Source organism: Nonomuraea basaltis (assembly GCF_005893125.1).
GTDB lineage: Bacteria > Actinomycetota > Actinomycetes > Streptosporangiales > Streptosporangiaceae > Nonomuraea > Nonomuraea basaltis.
In genome coordinates, this window is sequence record NZ_VCJS01000068.1 from 1 (window position 1) to 19,820 (window position 19,820).

Below are 19,820 nucleotides of genomic sequence, written 5' to 3' on the forward strand. Positions count from 1 at the left end.
GGGCGTTGCTGGGGCGGGGCGCCGTTCATGATGTAGCCGGTGGCGGGGCCCGCGTCGGGCGGCGGCGCCATCCGGGCGGCGTAGTCGACCTCCTGGTCCCCAGCGCGGTATTCGGCAACCAGATCGCCCAGCCCCGTCGGCCGGCGCGGCGGCGCGGGCGGCAGGTCCGCGGCCGGCACGGGCTCGGGCATGGCCCTGCGGCCCCGCTGGGGCCGCTCGTCGTGCGGCACCGGCCGCTCCTCCCTGTGGTTGGCGCGCGCGCCCTGCCGGCCGCTGGGCCGCTCGTCGGCGTCGAGGAAGTCGTCGTCGTCCTCGTCGTCGTAGGGCGCCAGCGGGCGCAGCACGGTGTACCAGATCGCCGCCCCGGCCACCGCGAGCAGCGCCGTGGTGAACAGCGGCGGCACCGCGAACCGCATCGCGCCGACGAGCGCGATCCCGGACGGGACGATGACCACGGCCGCGTGCAGGTTGTCGGTGTCGTACTCGTCGCCGCTGCGCCACTTGAGCGCCGCGACCACGACCATCGCGAGCATGACCAGCACGGCGACGACGTGCACGCCTATCAGCAGATAGGTGGGGAAGACCGACCAGTGGTTCGAGGCCACGGGCAGCGTCTTGCCCATCTCCTCGGACTTGAGCGGGTCGAAGATCATGATCGTGCCCGCGACGATGGTCAGCGCGATGCCCATCAGCCACGCGAGGAACCGCGGCGGCACTTTCTCCGCCAGCAGCTGGATCATGCCGACCGCCAGCCAGAGCGGCGCCAGCATCGATCCAGTCACCTGATAAATCCGGAACGTGACCGCTCCGAACCCCATGAGGTAGCCGATGCCGATCACAGCGAGTGACAAGCACAGCGCCGCGGCTGCAACGGTCCAGGCGATCAACCACCCCTCAGGCTCGTCGCGCAGCCGTCTTATCAGGGCACCGGCCGCGAAAGCGGCAAGGAGCGCACCGGCCAAACCTATGACAGCAACGAGGATCTCCATGGTGACTCCAATGCTGCCGGACTATGCCTCCCAGCCGGTAGCCGAAGAGGGAACAGGTCGAACCACACGGTATCTGCCGATTACGCCTAGTCATGCCAGCACGCTGTGGATTGTGGAATTTCCAGTTGATTTCTAGAGTGTTCGAGCACGCCGCACCCCTTACCCCTAGGGATACCGGATGCCTGACTCGTCACCGTTCGCCGGGCTGCTTGCGCCAGCGGTCGCTGGACCTGCCCGGACGGGCGAGGTCGCCGTGCGCCAAGAAGCGCCCGACGACGACGTGCGTACGCTTGTGCTGCACGCCAAGAACGGATGCACGGAGTCCTTTGGCACGCTCTACGACCGCTACGTGGACCTGGTCTACCGCTACATCTACTTCAGGGTCGGATCACACCAGCTCGCCGAGGACCTCACGAGCGAGACCTTCCTGCGCGCGCTGCGCAGGATCGCCGACTTCACCTGGCAGGGCCGGGACTTCGGCGCGTGGCTGGTGACCATCGCCAGGAACCTGGTGACCGACCACTTCAAGTCGGGGCGGTACCGGCTGGAGATCCCCACCGGGGAGATCATCGACGTTCCGCTCGACGGCTCGCACATTCCGGAGAACGCCGTGGTCACGGCCATCATCAACGACCGGATCCTGCGCGCCGTCCGAGATCTCAATCCTGAGCAGCAGGAATGCGTGGTCCTGCGCTTCCTGCACGGCCTCTCGCTCGCGGAAACCGCGCTGATCATGGGGAAGAAGAGTGGAGCGATCAAAGCGCTGCAGTTCCGCGCCGTACGCGCGCTCGCCCGGGCACTCAAGCACGACCTCGCGTAACCTCCCCCATCCGCACCTCGTTAGGCAGGTGTCACGGCTAGAACGGAGCTGCCATGAGTAGGGCGCGCAGGCGGAGGGAGCGCGTGCTCGAGCATCTCACGGAGTTGCGCCGCCTGCCCATCGGCGGCCTGCCGGAGCCCTCCTTCCGCGCACGGCTGCGCGCGGAGCTCCTCTCGGGCCGCCTCGCGGCGGAGCCCGACGCCGAGGAGCCGGTACGCCCGGCCCCCAGGCACGCGCGCCGCGGCCGCCCCGCGCCCAGGCGTCCGCTGCTGTCCCACCTGGCCACGTTCGGGCTGGCGGCGGCCATGATGGTCTCGTCGTTCGCCACCTACCAGGCGGTGCCGGGAGACTCGCTCTACCCGCTCAAGCGCGCCGCGGAGAGCACCCTCGTCCGCCTCAGCGCCGACGACGCCGAGCGCGGCGAGCGCGAGCTGGACTCGGCCAAGACCCGCGCGAAGGAGGTCGCCAGCCTGCTCGGCTCGGCCGACGACGGCCCGCTGGTCAGCAAGACGCTGAAGGACATGGAGGAGTCGACCCGGTCGGGCATCAGCCGGCTGAAGCGGGCCGAGCCGCGCTCACCGAAGATCAAGAAATTTGCGCGGGACCAGAAAGAGGTCGTCGGGCCCATGCTGCCGCAGCTCAACGAGGACCAGCTGGCCCAGGCGGAGGATTACCTCCACTACATCGAGGGTCTGGCCGCGCCTCAGTAGGTCAGTAAGCTAAGCCCATGTGGCGGCTAATTCGACGACGACCCGAGTCTGAGCCCGAGGCCGCCGGCGAGGCCGCGGCGCAGGCGGCGGTCGCCGTCGCCCCGGTCGAGCCGGACCTCCAGGCGGCGGCCTTCTTCGACGTCGACAACACGATGATGCGCGGCGCCTCGATCTACCACTTCGCCAGGGGGCTGGCCACGCGTGGCATGTTCACCACGTCGGACCTGTTCAAGTTCGCCGTTGGGCAGGCGGTGTTCCGGCTGCGCGGCAACGAGAACCCCGATCACATCGCGGTGGCCCGCGAGACGGCGCTGGCGTTCGTGGCCGGCGCCAAGATCGACGACGTCGTGCGCCTCGGCGAGGAGATCTACGATGAGGTCATGGCCGACCGCATCTGGGGCGGCACCAGGGCGCTCGCGCAGGCCCACCTCGACGCCGGCCAGCGGGTCTGGCTGGTCACCGCCACGCCCGTCGAGCTGGCCAGGGTCATCGCCCAGCGGCTCGGCCTGACGGGCGCGCTGGGCACGGTCGCGGAGACCAGCAACAACATCTACACGGGGCGGCTGGTCGGCGACCTGCTGCACGGCCCCGCCAAGGCCGAGGCGGTGCGGGCGCTGGCCCGCCGTGAAGGACTGGACCTGACCCGGTGCACCGCCTACAGCGACTCGGCCAACGACCTGCCCATGCTGTCGCTCGTCGGGCACGCGGTGGCCATCAACCCGGACAGCGAGCTGCGCGAGCACGCCAAGAAGCACGAGTGGCCCATCAAGGACTTCCGCACGGGCCGTAAGGCCACGCTCATGGCCCTCCCCATCGCCGCCGGCGCCGGCGCAGTGGCGGGGGGCGTGGCGGCGGGCATCGCCCTCCGCCGCCACTACCGCGGTCGATGACGGGCTACTTCAACGACTTGAACAGCTTTGCGGCCTCCGGCTGCTTCCACTGGAGTCGGCTCCTGTCGGCGGCGTACGGCTCCCACGGAATCGTCACCAGGCTCACCTTGGTCTTCGACAGCTCGGTGGCCAGCTCATACATGGATTCCAGGCTCAGATCCGTCTTGACCGACCTGCGCATCGCGCCGAGGAAGGACTTGAGGCGTTCAGGATCGGCCATCGCCGTCTTGGCCTTCTTCAGCATCGCGAGCACGAGCAGGTGCTGGCGCTTGATCCTGCCGACGTCGGAGCCGTCGCCGTAATACCGCAGCCGCACATAGCCGAGCGCCGCCTCCCCGTTCAGCACGTGCTTGCCGGCCGGCAGCTTCAGCTTGGCCATCCGGTCGTCCACCGCCTGCGGCAGGGTGACCTCCACGCCCCCGAGCGCGTCGACCATGCCCTTGAAGCCGGTGAAGTCCACCTCGACGGTGTGATGGATGGGCAGCCCGGTCAGCTTCTCCAGCGTCTTCCTCAGGCAGGACGCGCCGCCGGTGTTGTACACGGAATTGACCATGCCGGTCCTGCCCGGCTGCCCGGAGCAGCTCGGGATCGCCACCATCGAGTCGCGCGGAACGCTGACGGCCGTGGCCTTGCCCCGGTCGGCGGGCATGTGGACGATCATGATGGTGTCGGAGCGCTTGCCGACGTCGCTCTTGGCCGTATGAGGACCATACTTGGCGTTGCCCTCACCCTCTCGCGTGTCCGAGCCGATCACCAGCACGTTCCTGGTGCCGCTCATGTCCACGGTCTGGGCCCCGGCGGGCGGCGCGGCGGTGTGGTGGTCGGCGATCAGGAGGGTGGGCACGGCGACCGATGCGGCCGTGGCGACGGCCACGAGCCCGGTCGTCCACCAGGTCGCCAACCGGCGCCGCGGCCGGGCCCGCAGCAGGCGGTCCCGCTGACGGACCAGTGTCGCGGGCGGTTCGTGCTCGAGCGTCCCGCCGAGGTCGCGGAGCAGCTTCAGGTCGTCCATCGTCACTCCTCCTCCATGGGGTTGGTGTCGCCGAGCGCGGCCCGCACCTTCCGCCTGCCCCTGTTGAGGCGGGAGCGCACGGTTCCGATCGGGATGCCGAGCGCCTGCGCGACCTCCTCGTACGTGAGATCCCCCCAGGCGATCAGCAGCAGGACGTCGCGGTCCTTGGCAGGCAGGGCGGCCAGGGCGCCGGCCAGCTCGGCGCGTACGGCCTGGGCGGTGACGCCGGCGGCCACCCGGTCGGCGGGCGACTCGATGTCGGAGTCGACAGGGGCGCGCAGGAGGGCGCGGTAGCGGGCGCCCTCCTTGCGGTGGTGCCTGGAGATGAGCTTGGTGAGGATGCCGAAGAGCCACGGCCTGGCGTCCGGGTACGCCAGGTCGTAGCTCTTCCTGCGGGAGAAGGCGACCAGGAACGTCTCGCCGACGAGGTCCTCGGCGGGCTCGGGGCCGAGCCGTTTGGAGACGTACCGGTAGAGCATGGCGGAGTAGCGGTCGAATAACTCGGCGAACGCCTCGGGTTCCGTCCAGGAGGCGCTCACGAGCTCCGAGTCCGCACCCCTGGTGGCGGGTTGCGTGATCATCTCCGCCCTTCTGTGGGGGATCGGTCACGGATGTCTTGCCACAACCCCCCACCCAGGTTCACGGTGGGCCGCGGTCCACCGCAGCTAGCGGAGTCCGCACCTACAGTTCCTTGAGCTGGCCTCCGTCGATCACCAGCTCGGCGCCGGTCGTGCTGCCAGAACGCGGCGACACGAGCAGGGCGACCGCGTCGGCGACCTCCTGCGGGTAAACGAGCCGCCCGGTGGCGAGCTTCATCATCGCAGGAGCGACCTCTGCGATCACGCGTTCCTTGTCCGATCCCGCCAGGCCCGCTATGACCTCGGCGGCGCCTCCCTGCTTGGTCCACCAGTGCGTGAGCACCGGTCCGGGCGACACTGTGTTGATCCTGATGCCCTGCGGGCCGTACTCCTCGGAGAGGGACTTGCTGACGTGACGCATGGCCGCCTTGGCGGCGCCGTAGTCGACGTTCATGGCGCCGGGCTGCCTGGCCATGGTGGAGGAGACGTTGACGATCGAGCCGCCGCCCCGCTCGAGCATGACCGGCACGGCGGCGCGGATCATGCGTACGGCCGAGAACAGGTTGAACTCGAACATCGCCTGCCAGTCCGCGTCACCGGGCGTCATGAACCCGATCCGCGGCAGCGTCACCCCGGGCGGCGGCCCGCCCGCGTTGTTGACCAGGATGTCCACCCCGCCGAACTCCTCGACCGCCCGCGCCACGACCCGCGCGGGCGCCTGCGCGTCCATCAGGTCCGCGGCGACCTGCACGACCTTGCCCGGCAGCTCGCCGGTACGGGTCCGCGAGACGACGACGACATGGGCGCCCTCCTCGGCCAGGGTGCGGGCGACGGCCAGTCCGATGCCCTTGGAGGCGCCGGTGACGATGGCGACGCGCCCGGAAAGCTCCAGATCCATGGGTTTCCCTTCGGTGTTCCGGCAAATCGCTCGGAGAACACCGGGGAGGGCCCGCGGGTTGCGGGATTCACAGGAACGGCGGGAACGCGTGTCCTCTGCGCAGCCGCAGCTCGTTGAGCATCTGCTGGATCACCTCGCGCACGTGGTCGGTGATGTTGAACACCAGCATCGGGTCGTCGGCCGCCGACGGCTCGTATTCGTCGGTGCGGATCGGCTCGCCGAACTCGATCATCCACTTGGACGGCAGCGGCACCAGCCCGAGCGGCCCGAGCAGCGGGAAGAACGGCGTGATCGGCAGGTAGGGCAGCCCGAGGATCCTGGCCAGGAACTTCAGATCGCCGATCTTGGGGTAGATCTCCTCGGCGCCCACGATCGCGGTGGGCAGGATCGGCACCCCGGCGCGGATGGCCGAGGCCACGAAGCCGCCGCGGCCGAACCGCTGCAGCTTGTAGCGCTCGGAGAACGGCTTGCCGACGCCCTTGAAGCCCTCGGGGAACACCCCGACCAGCTCGCCCTTGCGCAGCAGCCGGTCGGCGTCCTCGCGGCAGGCCAGCGTGTGGCCGGTCTTGCGGGACAGGTGGCTGAGCATCGGGAGCTGGTAGACCAGGTCGGCGCCGAGCAGCCGCAGCGGCCTGCCGACCTCGTCGTGCATGGCCACCTGCAGCATCAGCGCGTCGAGCGGGAGCGTGCCGGAGTGGTTGGCGACGACCAGCGCCCCGCTCTCCTCGGGCACGTTCTTCAGCTCGACCGTCTCCACCCTGAACCAGTCGGTGTAGAGCGGCCTGACCAGCTCGAGGAAGACCTTGTCGGTCAGCTCGGCGTCGTAGCCGAACTCGTCCACCTCGTAGTCGCCGGTGATGCGCCTGCGGAGGAAGGCCAGCAGCCTGGCCATGGGATCGGGGTCAGGGTCCTCGAAGGACGGCGCGGCACTGATCGGGATCACGCGGGCATCGTCCTCGTCGCGGGGAACGCTCAACTGGGCACACCTCCGAACGGGCGCAGGCCACGGGAACGCAGGAAGTCGTCGAAGGCCGCCCCGGTCGTGAACTTGGGCTTCCAGCCGAGCTCGGCTTCCAGCCTGGAGGTTTCGACGGCGCGGCCGTGGCTCATCAGCCTGACCTGCTCGGGCGAGTATTCGACCAGCCCCACCCTGCGCACGGCGTTGCCGAGCATCCTGAACACGGGTGAGAGCAGCGGCAGCGTCGGCCGCCCCGCTCTCCTCGCGCACTGCGAGAGCAGCAGCACGCCTGCCCCGGCCACGTTGAACGTGCCGGGATGGTCCTCTTTCGCCATCCGGCGCAGCACCTCGACCGCGTCGTCCTCGTGGACGAACTGCAGCCGCGGGTCGAAGCCGAACACGGTCGGCAGCACCGGCTGGGTGAAGTATCGCGTCAGGGGCGAGTCCACGCCCGGACCCATGAAGTTGGCGAAGCGCAGCAACGACACCGTCATGTCGGGACGGCGCCGCGCGAAACCCCGCACGTAGCCCTCGACCTCGACCGCGTCCTTGGCGTAGCCGTGGCTGGGGCCGTCGTGCGGCTCCAGGTCCTCGGTGAACACCGCTGGATCCCGCGGCGACGAGCCGTAGACGGCGGTGGTGGAGCGGACCACCACCCGCCGCACGGTCGCCGACCGCTGGCAGGCTCCGAGCAGCTGCATGGTGCCGATGACGTTGTGCTCTTTCATGGCAGCCCTGCCACCGCTCCGCGAGGGAGCGCTGACCAGGCTCATGTGCACAACGGTGTCGATGTCCGCGGCCGCGATCACCTGAGCGATGTCGGGGCTACGCAGATCGACCCGGACGAACTCCGTCCGGCCGAGTGAGACGCCGCCGTCTCGCGTGAGCGAGGAAGGCGGCACGGTGTCCACTCCGATGACACGGCTGATGTCCGGGTCCGCAGCCAGAACGCTCGCCACCCGGGCGCCGATGTGGCGCGAGACCCCGGTGACGAGCACGGTGTGGGTCATCAGCGCCTCGCAGCTGCGTTGGTTACTTCTTGTTACGCCGCTGGATGCGCGTCTTCTTGAGCAGCTTGCGGTGCTTCTTCTTGGCCATCCGCTTGCGGCGCTTTTTGATGACAGAGCCCACGGGACCCCCAGGTACTGATAGCAAGTCTGAATCGGAGTGCGAGCGCACACCGGCTCACAGACTACCGGCGATCCACGGTAGATCGCCCCTCGGGGGACTCCGTGTCCCCAAGTCGGGGGCGAGAGCCCGGTCTCACCTCGCGGCGGCCGGGCCTCTCTCCCGCGACAGCATTCACGGCGTGACCATCACGTCGCTACGTCAACCTGCCTCGATGTAGGCCTCCCGCAGATAGTCGTGTACGGCCTGCTCGGGCACCCTGAACGACCGACCGACCCTGATGGCCGGCAACTCGCCGGAGTGTACGAGCCTGTACACCGTCATCTTGGACACCCTCATGACCGTCGCCACTTCTGCCACGGTCAGGAACTTCACCTCGCTGAGAGGTCTTTCGCCTGCACCCATCGGACGCCTCTTCCGCACGTGTTTCCGGGTTATCCCCACTGGTGCCATTGCTCACGCACGTGTACTGCCGTCAGCGTAAGTCGGGACTCCGGGCGCGCAAACCCCCCATCTTCTCTCTTGCCGGAGCCGCCCGTCAGCCGAACCAGCAAAGTCGCTGGCCAGCAGCCAGGCCGAGCACCTCACTCGGACGTTGGAACTGTCCAAGTTGCCACACATAAGAGTCGCCGGAGCCGCATCAAAAGTTGGCAAAGGGACAGCGAGCCCCTTGGAATGCAGGCGCGAAAAGACGGTATGGGGATGACCGAATCGGACTCAAAGGGCTCGTGAGACCTGAGTGACGAGCCGCGTCGTCAACGGAGCGTAATAGCGCGGTAGCACATTGTCGTCGAGCGGAACGACCACATCGATTTTGCCTTCCGCCTCACCGACGAACAGCCCGGGGTCGTTGCAGTCGGCGAACGCCACGGTCGGCGCACCGGCCTCTCCAGCCGCTCCCGCCCAGCCGTGGTCCGCGATCACGAGGTCCGGCAGCTCCCCGCCGAGCTCCTCGATCATGTGCCGCATCGGCGCCGCGTCATGGGTGTGCACGAAGCCGCCCTTGTCGTCGAGCATCGCGATGTCCTGCAGGTAGCGGATCCTGCGCGGGCGGCCGAAGCCCGACCCCGAGTACGTCCATCCCTCACCCGGCGTCAGCAGCTGCGCGCCGTGCTCGGCGCAGAGCACGGCCAGCGCCAGGTGGATGGCCAGCACGCCGGTCGGGTGCCCGGTGGCGAACATGATGCGCGGGCTCGGCCGCGACAGCGCCGCCGCGATGCGCTCGGCCATGACGTCGATCGCGTCGATCGTCAGGTCGGGGTCGATGGTGTCCTGGCCCCAGCGGTGCCCGGGGTCGGAGACCACGCCTGCGGACTTGGCCATGAGCGCCAGGATGTCCCGGTAGGGCCACGGCTGGTCGAACGTGAGCCCCAGCATGTAGTACGCGTCGCCGTTGGCGAGGGAGCTGTAGTGGTCGAGGTTGTTCTCTCGGGAGGTCGCGACGTCGCCGGCAATGCGGGTGCGGACAAGGTGCTCGCGGAGTTGGTCGCGGCTCAGCACAGCTCTTTCCTCGCTAGGGCATTGGGTCGAGGCCGTGCAGGGGGAACACCGCATGTCGGGTCGCCATGACCGCACGGTCAATGGGGTCCGCTGGATCATAACCACCGGATATGTCCTGAAATTCCGGGGTGCGGCCATCCGTCATGGTGAGCGGGGGTGTCTCGCCCGTGCGCTCACGTACGAACCGGCGCCATTCCTCGCTCGTCGGCGTGGCCGGGTCGAGCGGATGCCCGGCCAGCTCGGCGATGAGGTGGGTCCACGCCCGCGGCACGACCTGGACCAGCTCGTATCCACCGCCGCCGGTGGCGATCCACCGCCCGCCGGCCGTCTCGTGGGCCAGGCGGTGCAGGGCGGCGTACGCGGCGCGCTGGCCGTCGACGCTGAGCATCAGGTTGGCGAGCGGGTCGAGCGCGTGGCTGTCGCAGCCGTGCTGGGTCACCAGGATGTCCGGCCGGAACTCGTGCAGCAGCGGCGGCACGACCGCGTGGAAGGCCCGCAGCCAGCCGGCGTCGCCGCAACCCGCGGGCAGCGCCACGTTGACGGCCGTGCCGTGGGCGCCGGTCTCCTCGGGGAACCCGGTGCCGGGGAAGAGCGTGCGCGGGCTCTCGTGCAGGCTGATCGTCAGGACCCGCGGGTCGTCGTAGAACATCGCCTGCACGCCGTCGCCGTGGTGCACGTCCACGTCCACGTACGCGACCCGGCCGACGCCCTGCTCCAGCAGCCACGCGATGGCCAGCGCGGGGTCGTTGTAGACGCAAAAGCCGCTGGCCATGGCGGGCATCGCGTGGTGCAGCCCGCCGGCGATGTTGATCGCATGCTCGGCGGTGCCCTCCCACACCGAGCGGGCGGCGGCCAGCGAGGCGCCGGCGATCAGCGCGGAGGCTTCGTGGACGCCCTTGAACGCCGGGTTGTCCGGCGTGCCGAGCCCGCAGCCCAGATCGGGCGAACCGGCGACGGACACCCGCTTGACGGCCTCGATGTAGTCGCGCTTGTGGACCATGGACAGCTCGTCGTCGCCGGCGGGACCGCAGCCGGCCAGCTCGACCTTGTCAAGGACGCCGAGCTCGCGGGCGAGCGCCATGGTGAGCTCCACCCGGATGGGGGCGAGCGGATGGCTTGGGCCGAAATTGTAGGAGATCAGAGCGTCGTCCCAGATCACCCGTGCCGACCGGCTCATCACAACTCCTCCGTGCGCTCCCTCGCCTTGCGCCGACGTTACCGCAGCACAGACACCCGGATGTAGCCCGGCCACGGGGGAAGCAACGCCGATATTCCATCAATTAGGGTTTTGGCGTGCGCATAGCGCGAACCTTCATGAAGATCGTGCGTTTCTTCCGACGCCCCCGGGTCTTCGACGCGACCCTGGTGTTCCTGATCTCCATCCCTGCCGTGCTGGTCATCATCGCCATGGTGCCCCGGGGCGAATACGAGACGCCGCTGAGCGCGGCGCAGTTCCTGGTGAGCGCCCTGTTCCTGCTCATGCGGCGCCGCCTTCCGATACTCACCGCCGGATTGGTGACCGCGGTGGACGCCGTGGGCATCGCGACGCAGCTCGTGACGTTCATGACCGTGCCCTCGGCCATCGCGTTCTACAGCGTGGGCCGGTACACCACCGGCCGCTCGACCCTGATCACCTCGGCGGCGGGCTACGCCGTCTACGCGACGGTCATGGAGCGGTTCTGGCGGGCGGAGGGCGGCTGGCTTGGGGCCCTGTTCACCATCGCCGTACCCGTGGGCGTCGGGCTGATCGTTCGCCTCAGGACCGAGCTCAACGAGCGCAGCAGGCGCGAGGCCGCCGACGCCGCCGTACGCGCCGAGCGGCGGCGCATCGCGAGGGAGCTGCACGACGTGGTCGCCCACCACATCACCGTGATCAACGCCCTGGTGGGCGGCGCGCGGGCCACGCTCCCGCCCGAGCAGGAGGTCACCAGAGACGCGCTGGAGAGCGCCGAGCAGACCGCCCGCCAGGCGATGTCGGAGATGCGCCGCCTGCTCGACGTGCTCAGGGCCGATGGCAACGAGGGGCCCGACGCCGCGACCGGGGTGGGCGCGGAGCGGCTGCCCACGCTGATCAAGGAGGCCAAGTCGGCGGGGCTGCCCGCCAGCCTGACCGTGACGGGAGAGCCCGTGGAGCTGCCCGCAGCCGTGGACCACGCCGTCTACCGGATCGTTCAGGAGGCGCTGACCAACACGCACAAGCACGCGGTCAGCGCCAGGGCCAGCGTGCGCCTGGCGTACGAGCCCGCGGCCGTGGAGGTCGAGGTGATCGACGACGGCCTGGCGGCGCAGAACGGGGTCCCGGGGTTCGGGCTCGGCGGCATGGCCGAGCGGGTGGCGTTATGCGGCGGCCAGTTGTCCACAGGCCCCCGCCCAGAGGGCGGTTTCCGGGTGCACGCCCGCATTCCCCTGGAGACGTCATGATCCGAGTACTGCTGGTGGACGACCACGAGCTGGTGCGCAAGGGCTTCAAGCTGATGCTGGACGCCCAGCCCGACCTCGGCGTGGTCGGCGAGGCCGCCGATGGCGTGCAGGCGGTGGACATGAGCAGACGGCTCAGGCCGGACGTGGTGCTCATGGACCTGCACATGCCGGGCCTGGACGGGGTGCGCGCGACCGAGCTGATCACCGCGGAGCTGCCGGAGGTGCGGGTGCTCGCGCTGAGCACGTTCGACCTGGACGAGAACGTGGTCGCGGCGCTCAGGGCGGGCGCCGCCGGGTTCCTGCCCAAGGACGTCTCCCCCGAGGAGCTGATCGAGGGCGTGCGCGTGGTGCACCGTGGCGAGTCGGCCGTGGCGCCGCGCCTGCTGACGAGGCTGATCGGCACGTTCGTCCGCGCGTCGCGCCCGAAGACGGTGCCGGCTCAGCTGACCGGGCTGACCGACAGGGAGCGGGAGATCCTCGTCCTGATCGCCCGGGGCCGGTCGAACCCGGAGATCGCCGCCGACCTGGCCGTCTCCCCTTCGACCGTCAAGAACCACGTGACGAGCCTGTTCGCCAAGATCGGGGTCAGGGACCGGGCGCAGGCCGTGATCGTCGCCTACGAGGCGGCGCTGATCCACCCAGGAGAGTAGGACCAGGGTCCTAGAGGCGCTCGCGGAGAACGGTTCCCGGGCAGGAAGAAACCGGCCGTCCGCGACGGCACGCTTGGATCATGACCGCGATCCGTGCAACGAACCTGAGCAAGCGGTACGGCGGCACCACCGCCGTGGCAGACCTGTCGTTCGACGTCGAACCCGGTCAGGTGACCGGCTTCCTGGGCCCTAATGGGGCCGGCAAGTCCACGACCATGCGCATGATCCTCGGGCTCGACCGGCCGTCCGGCGGCTCGGTGCTCGTGGACGGGCGGCCGTACCGCGAACTGAAGCATCCGCTGCGCAAGGTGGGCGCGCTGCTGGACGCCAAGGCCGTGCACGGCGGGCGCAGCGCGCGCAACCACCTGCTGGCCATCGCGCAGAGCAACGGCATCCCGGCGAGCCGGGTGAGCGAGGTGCTGGAGACGGTGGGCCTGCGGGAGGTGGCCAAGCGGCGGGTCGGCGGGTTCTCGCTGGGCATGTCGCAGCGGCTGGGCATCGCCGCGGCGCTGCTCGGCGACCCCGAGATCCTGCTGTTCGACGAGCCCGTCAACGGGCTCGACCCGGACGGGATCCTGTGGATCCGCACGTTCATGCGCAAGCTGGCCGCAGAGGGGCGGACGGTGTTCGTCTCCAGCCATCTGATGAGCGAGATGGCGCAGACCGCCGACCACCTGATCGTGATCGGCAAGGGGAAGCTCATCGCCGACACGAGTGTGGAGGAGTTCATCGGGCGCAGCTCGCAGGGGTACGTGCGGGTGCGCTCGCCCCGGCTGGCCGAGGTCGCCGACCTGATCACGGTGGGCGAGCTGCACCCCGACCACCTGCGGGTGACCGCGATGAGCACGCTCGAGATCGGCACGGTCACCGCGCGGGCCGGCATCCCGCTGGAGGAGCTGACGTTCGTGCAGCCCTCACTCGAAGCGGCGTACATGGAGCTCACCAAGGACAGTCTGGAGTTCACGTCATGATCGACATCCTCAGGTCCGAATGGACCAAGATCCGCTCGGTCCGCTCGACAGTGTGGACGCTGGCCGTCACGGTGGCGCTGATGACGGGCATGTCCGTGCTCATCAGCGCCGCCACGAAGAACAACCCGGGCGGGCCACCCGCAGCCGACGAGGCGATCATCATGAGCCTGACGGGCATCATGTTCGCCCAGCTGGCCATGGCCACGCTGGGCGTGCTGGTGATCTCCAGCGAATACCGTACCGGCGGCATCCGCACGTCGCTCATGGCCGTGCCCAAGCGCATGAGCCTGCTGACCAGCAAGATCGTGATCTTCACTACCACGTCACTGATCGTCTCCGCGGTCGCGGCGGCCGCCGCGATCGGCGTCGGCCTGGCCATCTCCCAGCCGCCGTCGGTCGAGATGGGCGACGTGGCGCGGGCCGTGCTCGGGTCCACGCTTTACCTGACCGCGTGCGGCGTGTTCGGGCTCGGCCTCGGCACGCTCGTCAGGCACACGCCGGGCGCGCTCGTGTCGGCCATCGCGCTGATGCTGGTGCTGCCCCAGGTGGCGAACCAGCTACCGGGCCAGTGGGGCAAGACCGTGGCCGAGTACTTCACCACCAACGCGGGCTTGCTCATCGTTGCCGAGCAGGGGCAGAGCTCGCTGGGCCCGTGGAGCGGGTTCGGTGTCTACCTCGTCTGGGTCGCCGTCGCCATGATCGCGGGCGCCGTGCTGATGCAGCGCCGCGACGCATAGACACTGCCTACTCGGCGCGGAGTGCGATGACGGGGTCCAGTCTGCCCGCCCTCCGCGCCGGCGCCACGCCGAAGAACACCCCGACCGCCGCCGACACCCCGAAGGCCAGTGCGATCGACCACCAGGTGATCGAGGCGGGCACCTCGGTCAACGCGGCGATGGCCAGCGAGCCGCCGACCCCGAGCACGATCCCGATGAGGCCGCCGATCGTGGTCAGCAGCACAGCCTCGATGAGGAACTGGGCCAGGATGTCGCGCTGCCTGGCCCCCAGCGCCTTGCGCAGCCCGATCTCGCGGGTGCGCTCGCGCACGCTGACCAGCATGATGTTCGACACGCCGACCCCGCCGACCAGCAGCGAGATGCCCGCGATGGCGGCGAGCACGCCGGTGAGCATGCCCAGCACGTTGCCGATGGTGCCGAGCAGCGCGGTCTGGGTGACGGCCGAGAACTGCTCGCCCGGATAGCGGGCCCGCAGCGCGGCCGTCACCTTGTCCGACAGCGGGTCGATCTCGTCGGGCCCGGAGGCGCCGACCGCCATCCCGTTGATCCGCTCGATCCCGAGCAACCGCTGCGCCGTCGTCACCGGGATGTGGATCTCCTGGTCGCGCGAGAGCCCGAACGTCTGCCCGACCTCGGCGTACACCCCCACCACCCGGAACCTGGCCCCGGAGACCGTCACCTGCCGCCCGATCGGGTCGAGGTCGCCGAACAGCCGGTCAGCCACCTCCGACCCCAGCACGGCCACCCGGCGCCGCGTGTCCACGTCGGTCTCGCTCAGCGGACGGCCCTTGTCGAGGGGCCGCTCGAAGATGTTGACGAGGTTCTGGTCGGTGCCGACCACCGTGACGAACGCCTCGACCCTGCCCACGCGTACGGTCTCGCCCGACTGGAGTGAGACCGTCACCTTCGACGGGTCGCCGACCACGCGCCGCACGTACGCCACGTCGGCCAGGCCGAGCTTGCTCTGCGTCGGGGCGGCGCCCAGGCTGATGCGGCCCGGCACGACCAGGATGATGTTCGTGCCGAGGCCGGAGATCTGCTTCTCGATCTCGTCCTTCGCGCCGGTGCCGATGGCCACCAGGATCACCACGGCCAGCACGCCGATGATGACGCCGAGCATGGTCAGCACGCTGCGCAGCCGATTGACGCGCAACGCCTCCAGCGCCATGACCAGCGCCTCAACACTATTCATGGCCTCACTCCGTGAGGCGGCTCGGCGATGTCCCGTTCGATGAGGCCGTCACGTACATGGATCTGCCGCCGGGCGTGGGCGGCGACCTCGGCCTCGTGCGTGACGAGCACCACGGCCATGCCGCTGTCGCTGTTGAGCCGGTCGAGTATGGCCATCACCTCGGCGCCGTTGACGGTGTCGAGGTTGCCGGTCGGCTCGTCCGCCAGCAGCACCTTGGGCCGGCCGACCAGCGCCCTGGCGATCGCCACGCGCTGCTGCTCGCCGCCGGACATCTGGGACGGCCGGTGCCCCATCCGGTGCCCGAGCCCGACGGACTCCAGCGCCTCCCTGGCCCTGGCCCGCCGCTCGGCCCTGCCGATCCCCCGGTACACCAGCGGCAGCGCCACATTGTCCAGCGCGGTGGTCCGGCCCAGCAGGTGGAAGGACTGGAAAACGAAGCCGATCGTCTTGTTCCGCAGCTCGGCCAGCGCGGTGTCGGACAGGCCGGACATCTCCACCCCGTTGATCCGCAACACCCCGGAGGTGGGGCGGTCGAGGCAGCCGAGCAGGTGCATGAGGGTGGACTTGCCGGAGCCCGACGGGCCGACGATGGCGGCGAACTCACCATGGCCGATCGTCAGCGACACGCCGCGCAGCGCCTCCACGGCCACGCCGTCGAGCTGGTAGCGCCTGGTGAGGTCCACCGCCTCGATGGCCGCGGTCATGGCAGGCGCTGCCCTCCCCGTACGGAGTCCGCGCCCTTCACCACGATCCGGTCGCCGACGGACAGCCCGCTCAGCACCTCGACGACCGCGTCCCCCTGCGCGCCCAGCTTGACCGCCTGCCGCTCGGCGACGCCGTTCCTGACCACCCAGACCACGCTCTCCCGCCCGCTGGAGACGATGGCCGAGGCGGGCGCCGAGACGGCGGTCGGCGACTCGCGCACGGTCAGCCGCGTCACGGCGCTCATGCCCGGCTTGGGCGTCGGCGCCTTTGAGCCATCGTCGAACGCGCCGGCGCCGAGTGTGAGCCGCACCGGGTAGCTGACGCCGCCCGTGGTGCCCTCCTTGGGCGTGACGCCGATGCCGGTGACCACGGCCGTGTACGTGGCCCCGGGGACGGCGTCCAGCTCGACCGCGGCCTTGACGCCCTTCCTGACCAGCAGCACGTCGGTCTCATCGACGTCGGCGTCCAGCAGGAGCTTGGAGACGTCGGTGACGGTGACGATCGAGTCGCCCGCCGATACCGGCACCCCCGTCGCCACCGGGGTGCCGGACGACGATCCCCCCGAGGGCAGGGAGGGCAGTTGCTGCCCGCCTCCCGGGAGCTGGCTGAGCAGGCCCTCGACGCCGCTCCCCGCGCCGTCGCCGGAGACGCGGCCGAGCGTGACGACGCCGCCGAACGGCGCCTTGATCGTGAGCGACTTGACCGTGCTCTCGGCCGCCTTGACCGCGGCCTTGGCCTGGGACTTCGAGACGGCCTGCAGCGAGGCCATGGAGCTGGACAGGCCGCTGGTCACGCCGGACAGTACGCCGTTGATCGAGCGGCTGAGCTGGGCGGTGATCGAGGCCAGGGCCTTCGTCTGCTCCTCGTGCTGGGTCTGGGCCAGCTCGATCGCATTGAGCAGCTGCTTGCGGGCCCCCGCGTCCTCGACCTTCTTCGCCTCCTTGCGCGCCTTGGCGAAGTGGGTGGCCACCTTGCGGTCGAACGCCCTGGTGTCGAGCGACGGCAGCCGCACGTTCGGGGTGACGGTCGCGGGCGCGGACATCTTGGAGGCCTGGCGGGCCTGCTGGAGCTGGCTCTGCGCCTGGGGCGAGCGGATCTTGGCGAGGATGTCGCCCTTGCGCACGCGGTCGCCCTCGCGCACGTACAGCTTGGCGATCGTGCCCTGGGCGGGCGAGCGGAGCGTCGCCGAGGCCCGCGCGCCGATCGTGGCCGGGGCCTCGACGACCTCGGTGACCGGGGCACGCTTGACCTCGCCGACCTGGACGGTGGACGGCTCCTCGGACGTGCAGCCGGTCAGCGCTAAGAGGACGAGCAGCGGCGCGACACCGCGACGTAACGTCACCCGAGACATCGTAGGAGCAGGGGGCGGCGGGCGGCCGACCGGCTCTCAGCGAGCTCTCAGGCGGTGCTCAGCCGGAGGCCAGCTCGCGGCCGCGGTCGCGGGCCGCCTCGATGGCGGCCAGGAACGCGGCCCGCACGCTGTGCCGCTCCAGCTCGGCGATCGCGGCGATGGTCGTGCCGCCCGGCGAGGTGACGGCCTCGCGCAGGATCACCGGGTGCTCGCCCGAGTCGCGCAGCATCACGGCGGCGCCGACGATGGACTGGGTGACCATGTCGAGCGCGGCGGCCCTGGGCATGCCGAGCAGGATGCCCGCGTCGACCATGGCCTCCACCAGGTAGAAGAAGTAGGCGGGGCCGCTGCCGGACAGGGCCGTGGCGGCGTCCTGCTGGGACTCGGGGATGCGCAGCACCTTGCCGACGGGCTTGAGCAGGCCCTCGGTGAGCTTCAGGTGCTCCTCGCCCGCGTGCGCGCCCGCCGAGATCACGCTCATCGCCTCGTCGAACCTGATCGGCGTGTTGGACATCACCCTGACCACGGGCACGTCGACGCCGAGCCGCTGCTCGACGAAGGACGTCGTGATGCCGGCCGCCGCGCTGATCACCAGGCGGTCGGCGGGGACGTACGGGGCGATCTCGGCCAGGAGCGTGGCCATGTCCTGCGGCTTGACGGCCAGGATCAGCGTGTCGGCCGTCTTGGCCGCCTCGGAGTTGGAGACGGTGCGCACGCCGTAGGTCTCGCGCAGGGCCTCCGCGCGCTCGGCCCGGCGGGTGGTCGCCATGATCTCGCCGGGCTTGAACCCGGCACGCAGCAGCCCGGACAGCAGAGCCTCGCCCATCTTGCCCGTGCCCAGAATCGCAATCATCCTGGCAGCCTATCCGCTAGCCCCGCGACACCAGCGACCTGAGGAAGAAGGTCAGGTTGCGGGGGTGTTCGGCGAGGCGGCGCATGAGGTAGGCGTACCAGTCGGAGCCGTAGGGGACGTAGACGCGCATCTGGGCGCCGAGGCCGGCCAGGCGGGCCTGCTCGCCGGGGCGGACGCCGTAGAGCATCTGGTATTCGAAGCCTGTCAGGTCGCGCCCGTGGAGCACGGCGAGCGTGGAGGCGATGCGCACCAGCCTGGGGTCGTGGGTGGCGACCATGGGGTAGCCGGTGCCGGCCATCAAGACCTTCAGGCAGCGGACGAACGAGCGGTCGATGTCGGCGGTCTTGGTGTAGGCGCCGGGAGCGGTGTAGGCGCCCTTGCACAGGCGTACGCGGGCGCCGCCGAGCTTCTCGCAGCGCTCCAGCGCGTCCGGCAGGTAAGCCTGCACCACTACGCCGACGTCTGGATGATCCCTGCGCAGCGCGGCGTGCACGGAGTGCAGCCCCGGGATCGTGTCGTGCTCCTCGGCGTCGAGCGTCACCGTGACGTCCCCGGCCGCGGCGGCCCGGCAGATCGCGGCGGCGTGGTCGAGCGCGAGCTGCTCCGACAGCCGCAGCCCGAGCGCGGTGAGCTTGACCGACACGTCGGCGCCCGCGGGCAGCAGGCGGAGCAGCGACAGGTATTCCCTGACGGACTCCTCGGTCTGCGCCCGGTCCGTCACCTCCTCGCCGAGGTGATCGACGGTGACGAGCAGGCCACGGCGGGTCAGCTCGTCGATCGCGGCGCCGACGTCGTCGGCGACGTACCGCTTGACGACGTCCCTGGTCAGCGGCGAGGTTGAGATGACGCGCTCGGCGCGTTCGCTCTTGGAGACGGCGAGCAGGGCCTGACGGAGCACGGGAACCACACTAACCCCGGCATGGCGCTGAACCACCGGCAATCCTTATCCGTCGTAGAGGTATGCGCACAATGAGGAAAGCGACTCTTCTGGCCGGATCCCTGGTGCTCGCGACGAGTTGTGCCACAGCGCAGCCCGCGAGGCAGGCCGCGTCCCAGACCCCCGACGCGCCTGCGGCGGTGACCCCGGTCACCACCGCCCCCACGAAGGGCCCCGAGCCGGTCAAGCCGACGGGCGACGCCGTCAACGTCCGCAAGGTCAGCTGGACGAAGGCCAAGCCGGTCTCCAAGGGCAAGAAGGTCGCGCTCACCTGGTGGTCGGGCGTGGCCCCCTGCACGGTGCTGCACAAGGTCAAGGTCAAGGAGACCTCGAAGAAGGTCACGATCACTCTGTACGAGGGCACCGCGCGCAAGGCCAGGAACGTGTCATGCATCATGATCGCGGTCGAGAAGACCACGACGGTCAAGCTGAAGAAGGCGCTGGGCAAGCGCAAGCTCGTGGACGGCGCCAAGCCGTAGGAAATTTGGACGTGTCACACGCGGACCCCCGGCGCGCGCTC

The 19,820-nt window shown here is 69.9% G+C and carries 22 protein-coding genes and 1 pseudogene; 8 read left to right on the forward strand and 15 right to left on the reverse strand.

The genetic code is table 11. From position 1 onward, the window contains the following. A pseudogene (locus EJK15_RS29320) lies at positions 1 to 989 on the reverse strand (hypothetical protein); the annotation flags it as partial. Between the two features lie 178 nt (positions 990 to 1,167). Between EJK15_RS29320 and EJK15_RS29325 the strand changes: the two are divergent. From EJK15_RS29325 to EJK15_RS29335, 3 genes are all read left to right on the forward strand, one after another. Further along, positions 1,168 to 1,809 carry a sigma-70 family RNA polymerase sigma factor gene (locus EJK15_RS29325; RefSeq protein WP_138713706.1) on the forward strand — a complete coding sequence of 214 codons (642 nt, stop codon included), beginning with the start codon at positions 1,168 to 1,170 and terminating at the stop codon, positions 1,807 to 1,809. A gap of 83 nt (positions 1,810 to 1,892) precedes the next feature. After that, complete coding sequence (locus EJK15_RS29330; RefSeq protein WP_206061163.1) at positions 1,893 to 2,519, forward strand: DUF5667 domain-containing protein; 627 nt, start codon at positions 1,893 to 1,895, stop codon at positions 2,517 to 2,519. A gap of 17 nt (positions 2,520 to 2,536) precedes the next feature. Continuing rightward, entirely contained in the window at positions 2,537 to 3,409 is an 873-nt protein-coding gene (locus tag EJK15_RS29335) for an HAD family hydrolase (RefSeq protein ID WP_138713708.1), read from the forward strand. A gap of 4 nt (positions 3,410 to 3,413) precedes the next feature. On the opposite strand, the gene EJK15_RS29340 is transcribed toward EJK15_RS29335, so the two are convergent. From EJK15_RS29340 to EJK15_RS29380, 9 genes are all read right to left on the reverse strand, one after another. Then, positions 3,414 to 4,421 (reverse strand): LCP family protein, encoded by a 1,008-nt coding sequence (locus EJK15_RS29340; RefSeq protein ID WP_138713709.1) that lies wholly within the window; start codon positions 4,419 to 4,421, stop codon positions 3,414 to 3,416. Positions 4,422 to 4,423: 2 nt separating this feature from the next. Further along, positions 4,424 to 5,002, reverse strand: coding sequence for an RNA polymerase sigma factor (locus EJK15_RS29345; RefSeq protein WP_138713710.1), 579 nt, complete (start codon positions 5,000 to 5,002; stop codon positions 4,424 to 4,426). 100 nt (positions 5,003 to 5,102) lie between these two features. After that, positions 5,103 to 5,897 carry an SDR family NAD(P)-dependent oxidoreductase gene (locus EJK15_RS29350; RefSeq protein WP_138713711.1) on the reverse strand — a complete coding sequence of 265 codons (795 nt, stop codon included), beginning with the start codon at positions 5,895 to 5,897 and terminating at the stop codon, positions 5,103 to 5,105. Between the two features lie 67 nt (positions 5,898 to 5,964). After that, on the reverse strand, positions 5,965 to 6,873 hold the full coding sequence (locus tag EJK15_RS29355; RefSeq protein ID WP_420847098.1) for a lysophospholipid acyltransferase family protein: 909 nt from the start codon (positions 6,871 to 6,873) through the stop codon (positions 5,965 to 5,967). After that, positions 6,870 to 7,865, reverse strand: coding sequence for an NAD-dependent epimerase/dehydratase family protein (locus tag EJK15_RS29360; protein WP_138713712.1), 996 nt, complete (start codon positions 7,863 to 7,865; stop codon positions 6,870 to 6,872). Before EJK15_RS29360 ends, EJK15_RS29355 begins: the two co-directional genes overlap by 4 nt. 22 nt (positions 7,866 to 7,887) lie before the next feature. Further along, complete coding sequence (locus tag EJK15_RS29365) at positions 7,888 to 7,986, reverse strand: 30S ribosomal protein bS22 (protein WP_018654693.1); 99 nt, start codon at positions 7,984 to 7,986, stop codon at positions 7,888 to 7,890. A 198-nt stretch (positions 7,987 to 8,184) separates the two neighbouring features. Next, the gene (locus EJK15_RS29370; RefSeq protein WP_026214222.1) at positions 8,185 to 8,388 is read right to left on the reverse strand and encodes a helix-turn-helix domain-containing protein; all 204 of its coding nucleotides are present in this window, start codon (positions 8,386 to 8,388) and stop codon (positions 8,185 to 8,187) included. 312 nt (positions 8,389 to 8,700) lie between these two features. Next, complete coding sequence (locus EJK15_RS29375; protein WP_138713713.1) at positions 8,701 to 9,483, reverse strand: phosphatase; 783 nt, start codon at positions 9,481 to 9,483, stop codon at positions 8,701 to 8,703. 13 nt (positions 9,484 to 9,496) lie between these two features. Continuing rightward, the gene (locus tag EJK15_RS29380; RefSeq protein WP_138713714.1) at positions 9,497 to 10,660 is read right to left on the reverse strand and encodes an acetoin utilization protein AcuC; all 1,164 of its coding nucleotides are present in this window, start codon (positions 10,658 to 10,660) and stop codon (positions 9,497 to 9,499) included. A 137-nt stretch (positions 10,661 to 10,797) separates the two neighbouring features. Between EJK15_RS29380 and EJK15_RS29385 the strand changes: the two genes are divergently transcribed. From EJK15_RS29385 to EJK15_RS29400, 4 genes are all read left to right on the forward strand, one after another. After that, positions 10,798 to 11,904, forward strand: a complete 1,107-nt coding sequence (locus tag EJK15_RS29385) for a sensor histidine kinase (protein WP_138713715.1) — start codon at positions 10,798 to 10,800, stop codon at positions 11,902 to 11,904. After that, a complete protein-coding gene (locus EJK15_RS29390; RefSeq protein ID WP_138713716.1) occupies positions 11,901 to 12,554 on the forward strand; it encodes a response regulator in 654 nt (217 codons plus the stop codon). Before EJK15_RS29385 ends, EJK15_RS29390 begins: the two co-directional genes overlap by 4 nt. A gap of 80 nt (positions 12,555 to 12,634) precedes the next feature. Further along, positions 12,635 to 13,525, forward strand: a complete 891-nt coding sequence (locus EJK15_RS29395; protein ID WP_138713717.1) for an ABC transporter ATP-binding protein — start codon at positions 12,635 to 12,637, stop codon at positions 13,523 to 13,525. Beyond that, positions 13,522 to 14,262 carry an ABC transporter permease gene (locus tag EJK15_RS29400; protein ID WP_138713718.1) on the forward strand — a complete coding sequence of 247 codons (741 nt, stop codon included), beginning with the start codon at positions 13,522 to 13,524 and terminating at the stop codon, positions 14,260 to 14,262. The genes EJK15_RS29395 and EJK15_RS29400 overlap by 4 nt, the downstream gene beginning before the upstream one ends. 7 nt (positions 14,263 to 14,269) lie before the next feature. Here EJK15_RS29400 and EJK15_RS29405 read toward each other — a convergent pair whose 3' ends face one another. The 5 genes from EJK15_RS29405 to EJK15_RS29425 all read right to left on the reverse strand — a co-directional run bounded on the left by EJK15_RS29405 (position 14,270) and on the right by EJK15_RS29425 (position 19,261). Continuing rightward, on the reverse strand, positions 14,270 to 15,454 hold the full coding sequence (locus EJK15_RS29405; RefSeq protein WP_138713719.1) for an ABC transporter permease: 1,185 nt from the start codon (positions 15,452 to 15,454) through the stop codon (positions 14,270 to 14,272). Then, positions 15,451 to 16,158: an ABC transporter ATP-binding protein gene (locus tag EJK15_RS29410; RefSeq protein ID WP_138713720.1), complete on the reverse strand. Its 708-nt coding sequence runs from the start codon at positions 16,156 to 16,158 to the stop codon at positions 15,451 to 15,453. Before EJK15_RS29410 ends, EJK15_RS29405 begins: the two co-directional genes overlap by 4 nt. Next, positions 16,155 to 17,501 (reverse strand): efflux RND transporter periplasmic adaptor subunit, encoded by a 1,347-nt coding sequence (locus tag EJK15_RS29415; protein WP_171074600.1) that lies wholly within the window; start codon positions 17,499 to 17,501, stop codon positions 16,155 to 16,157. Before EJK15_RS29415 ends, EJK15_RS29410 begins: the two co-directional genes overlap by 4 nt. Before the next feature lie 67 nt (positions 17,502 to 17,568). Beyond that, on the reverse strand, positions 17,569 to 18,363 hold the full coding sequence (gene proC, locus EJK15_RS29420; RefSeq protein ID WP_138713722.1) for a pyrroline-5-carboxylate reductase: 795 nt from the start codon (positions 18,361 to 18,363) through the stop codon (positions 17,569 to 17,571). A gap of 16 nt (positions 18,364 to 18,379) precedes the next feature. Then, positions 18,380 to 19,261, reverse strand: coding sequence for a proline dehydrogenase family protein (locus EJK15_RS29425; RefSeq protein ID WP_138713723.1), 882 nt, complete (start codon positions 19,259 to 19,261; stop codon positions 18,380 to 18,382). A 71-nt stretch (positions 19,262 to 19,332) separates the two neighbouring features. Here EJK15_RS29425 and EJK15_RS29430 point away from each other — a divergent pair, with 71 nt between their 5' ends. Further along, the gene (locus EJK15_RS29430) at positions 19,333 to 19,779 is read left to right on the forward strand and encodes a hypothetical protein (protein WP_240777282.1); all 447 of its coding nucleotides are present in this window, start codon (positions 19,333 to 19,335) and stop codon (positions 19,777 to 19,779) included. The last annotated feature ends 41 nt before the right edge of the window (positions 19,780 to 19,820 follow it).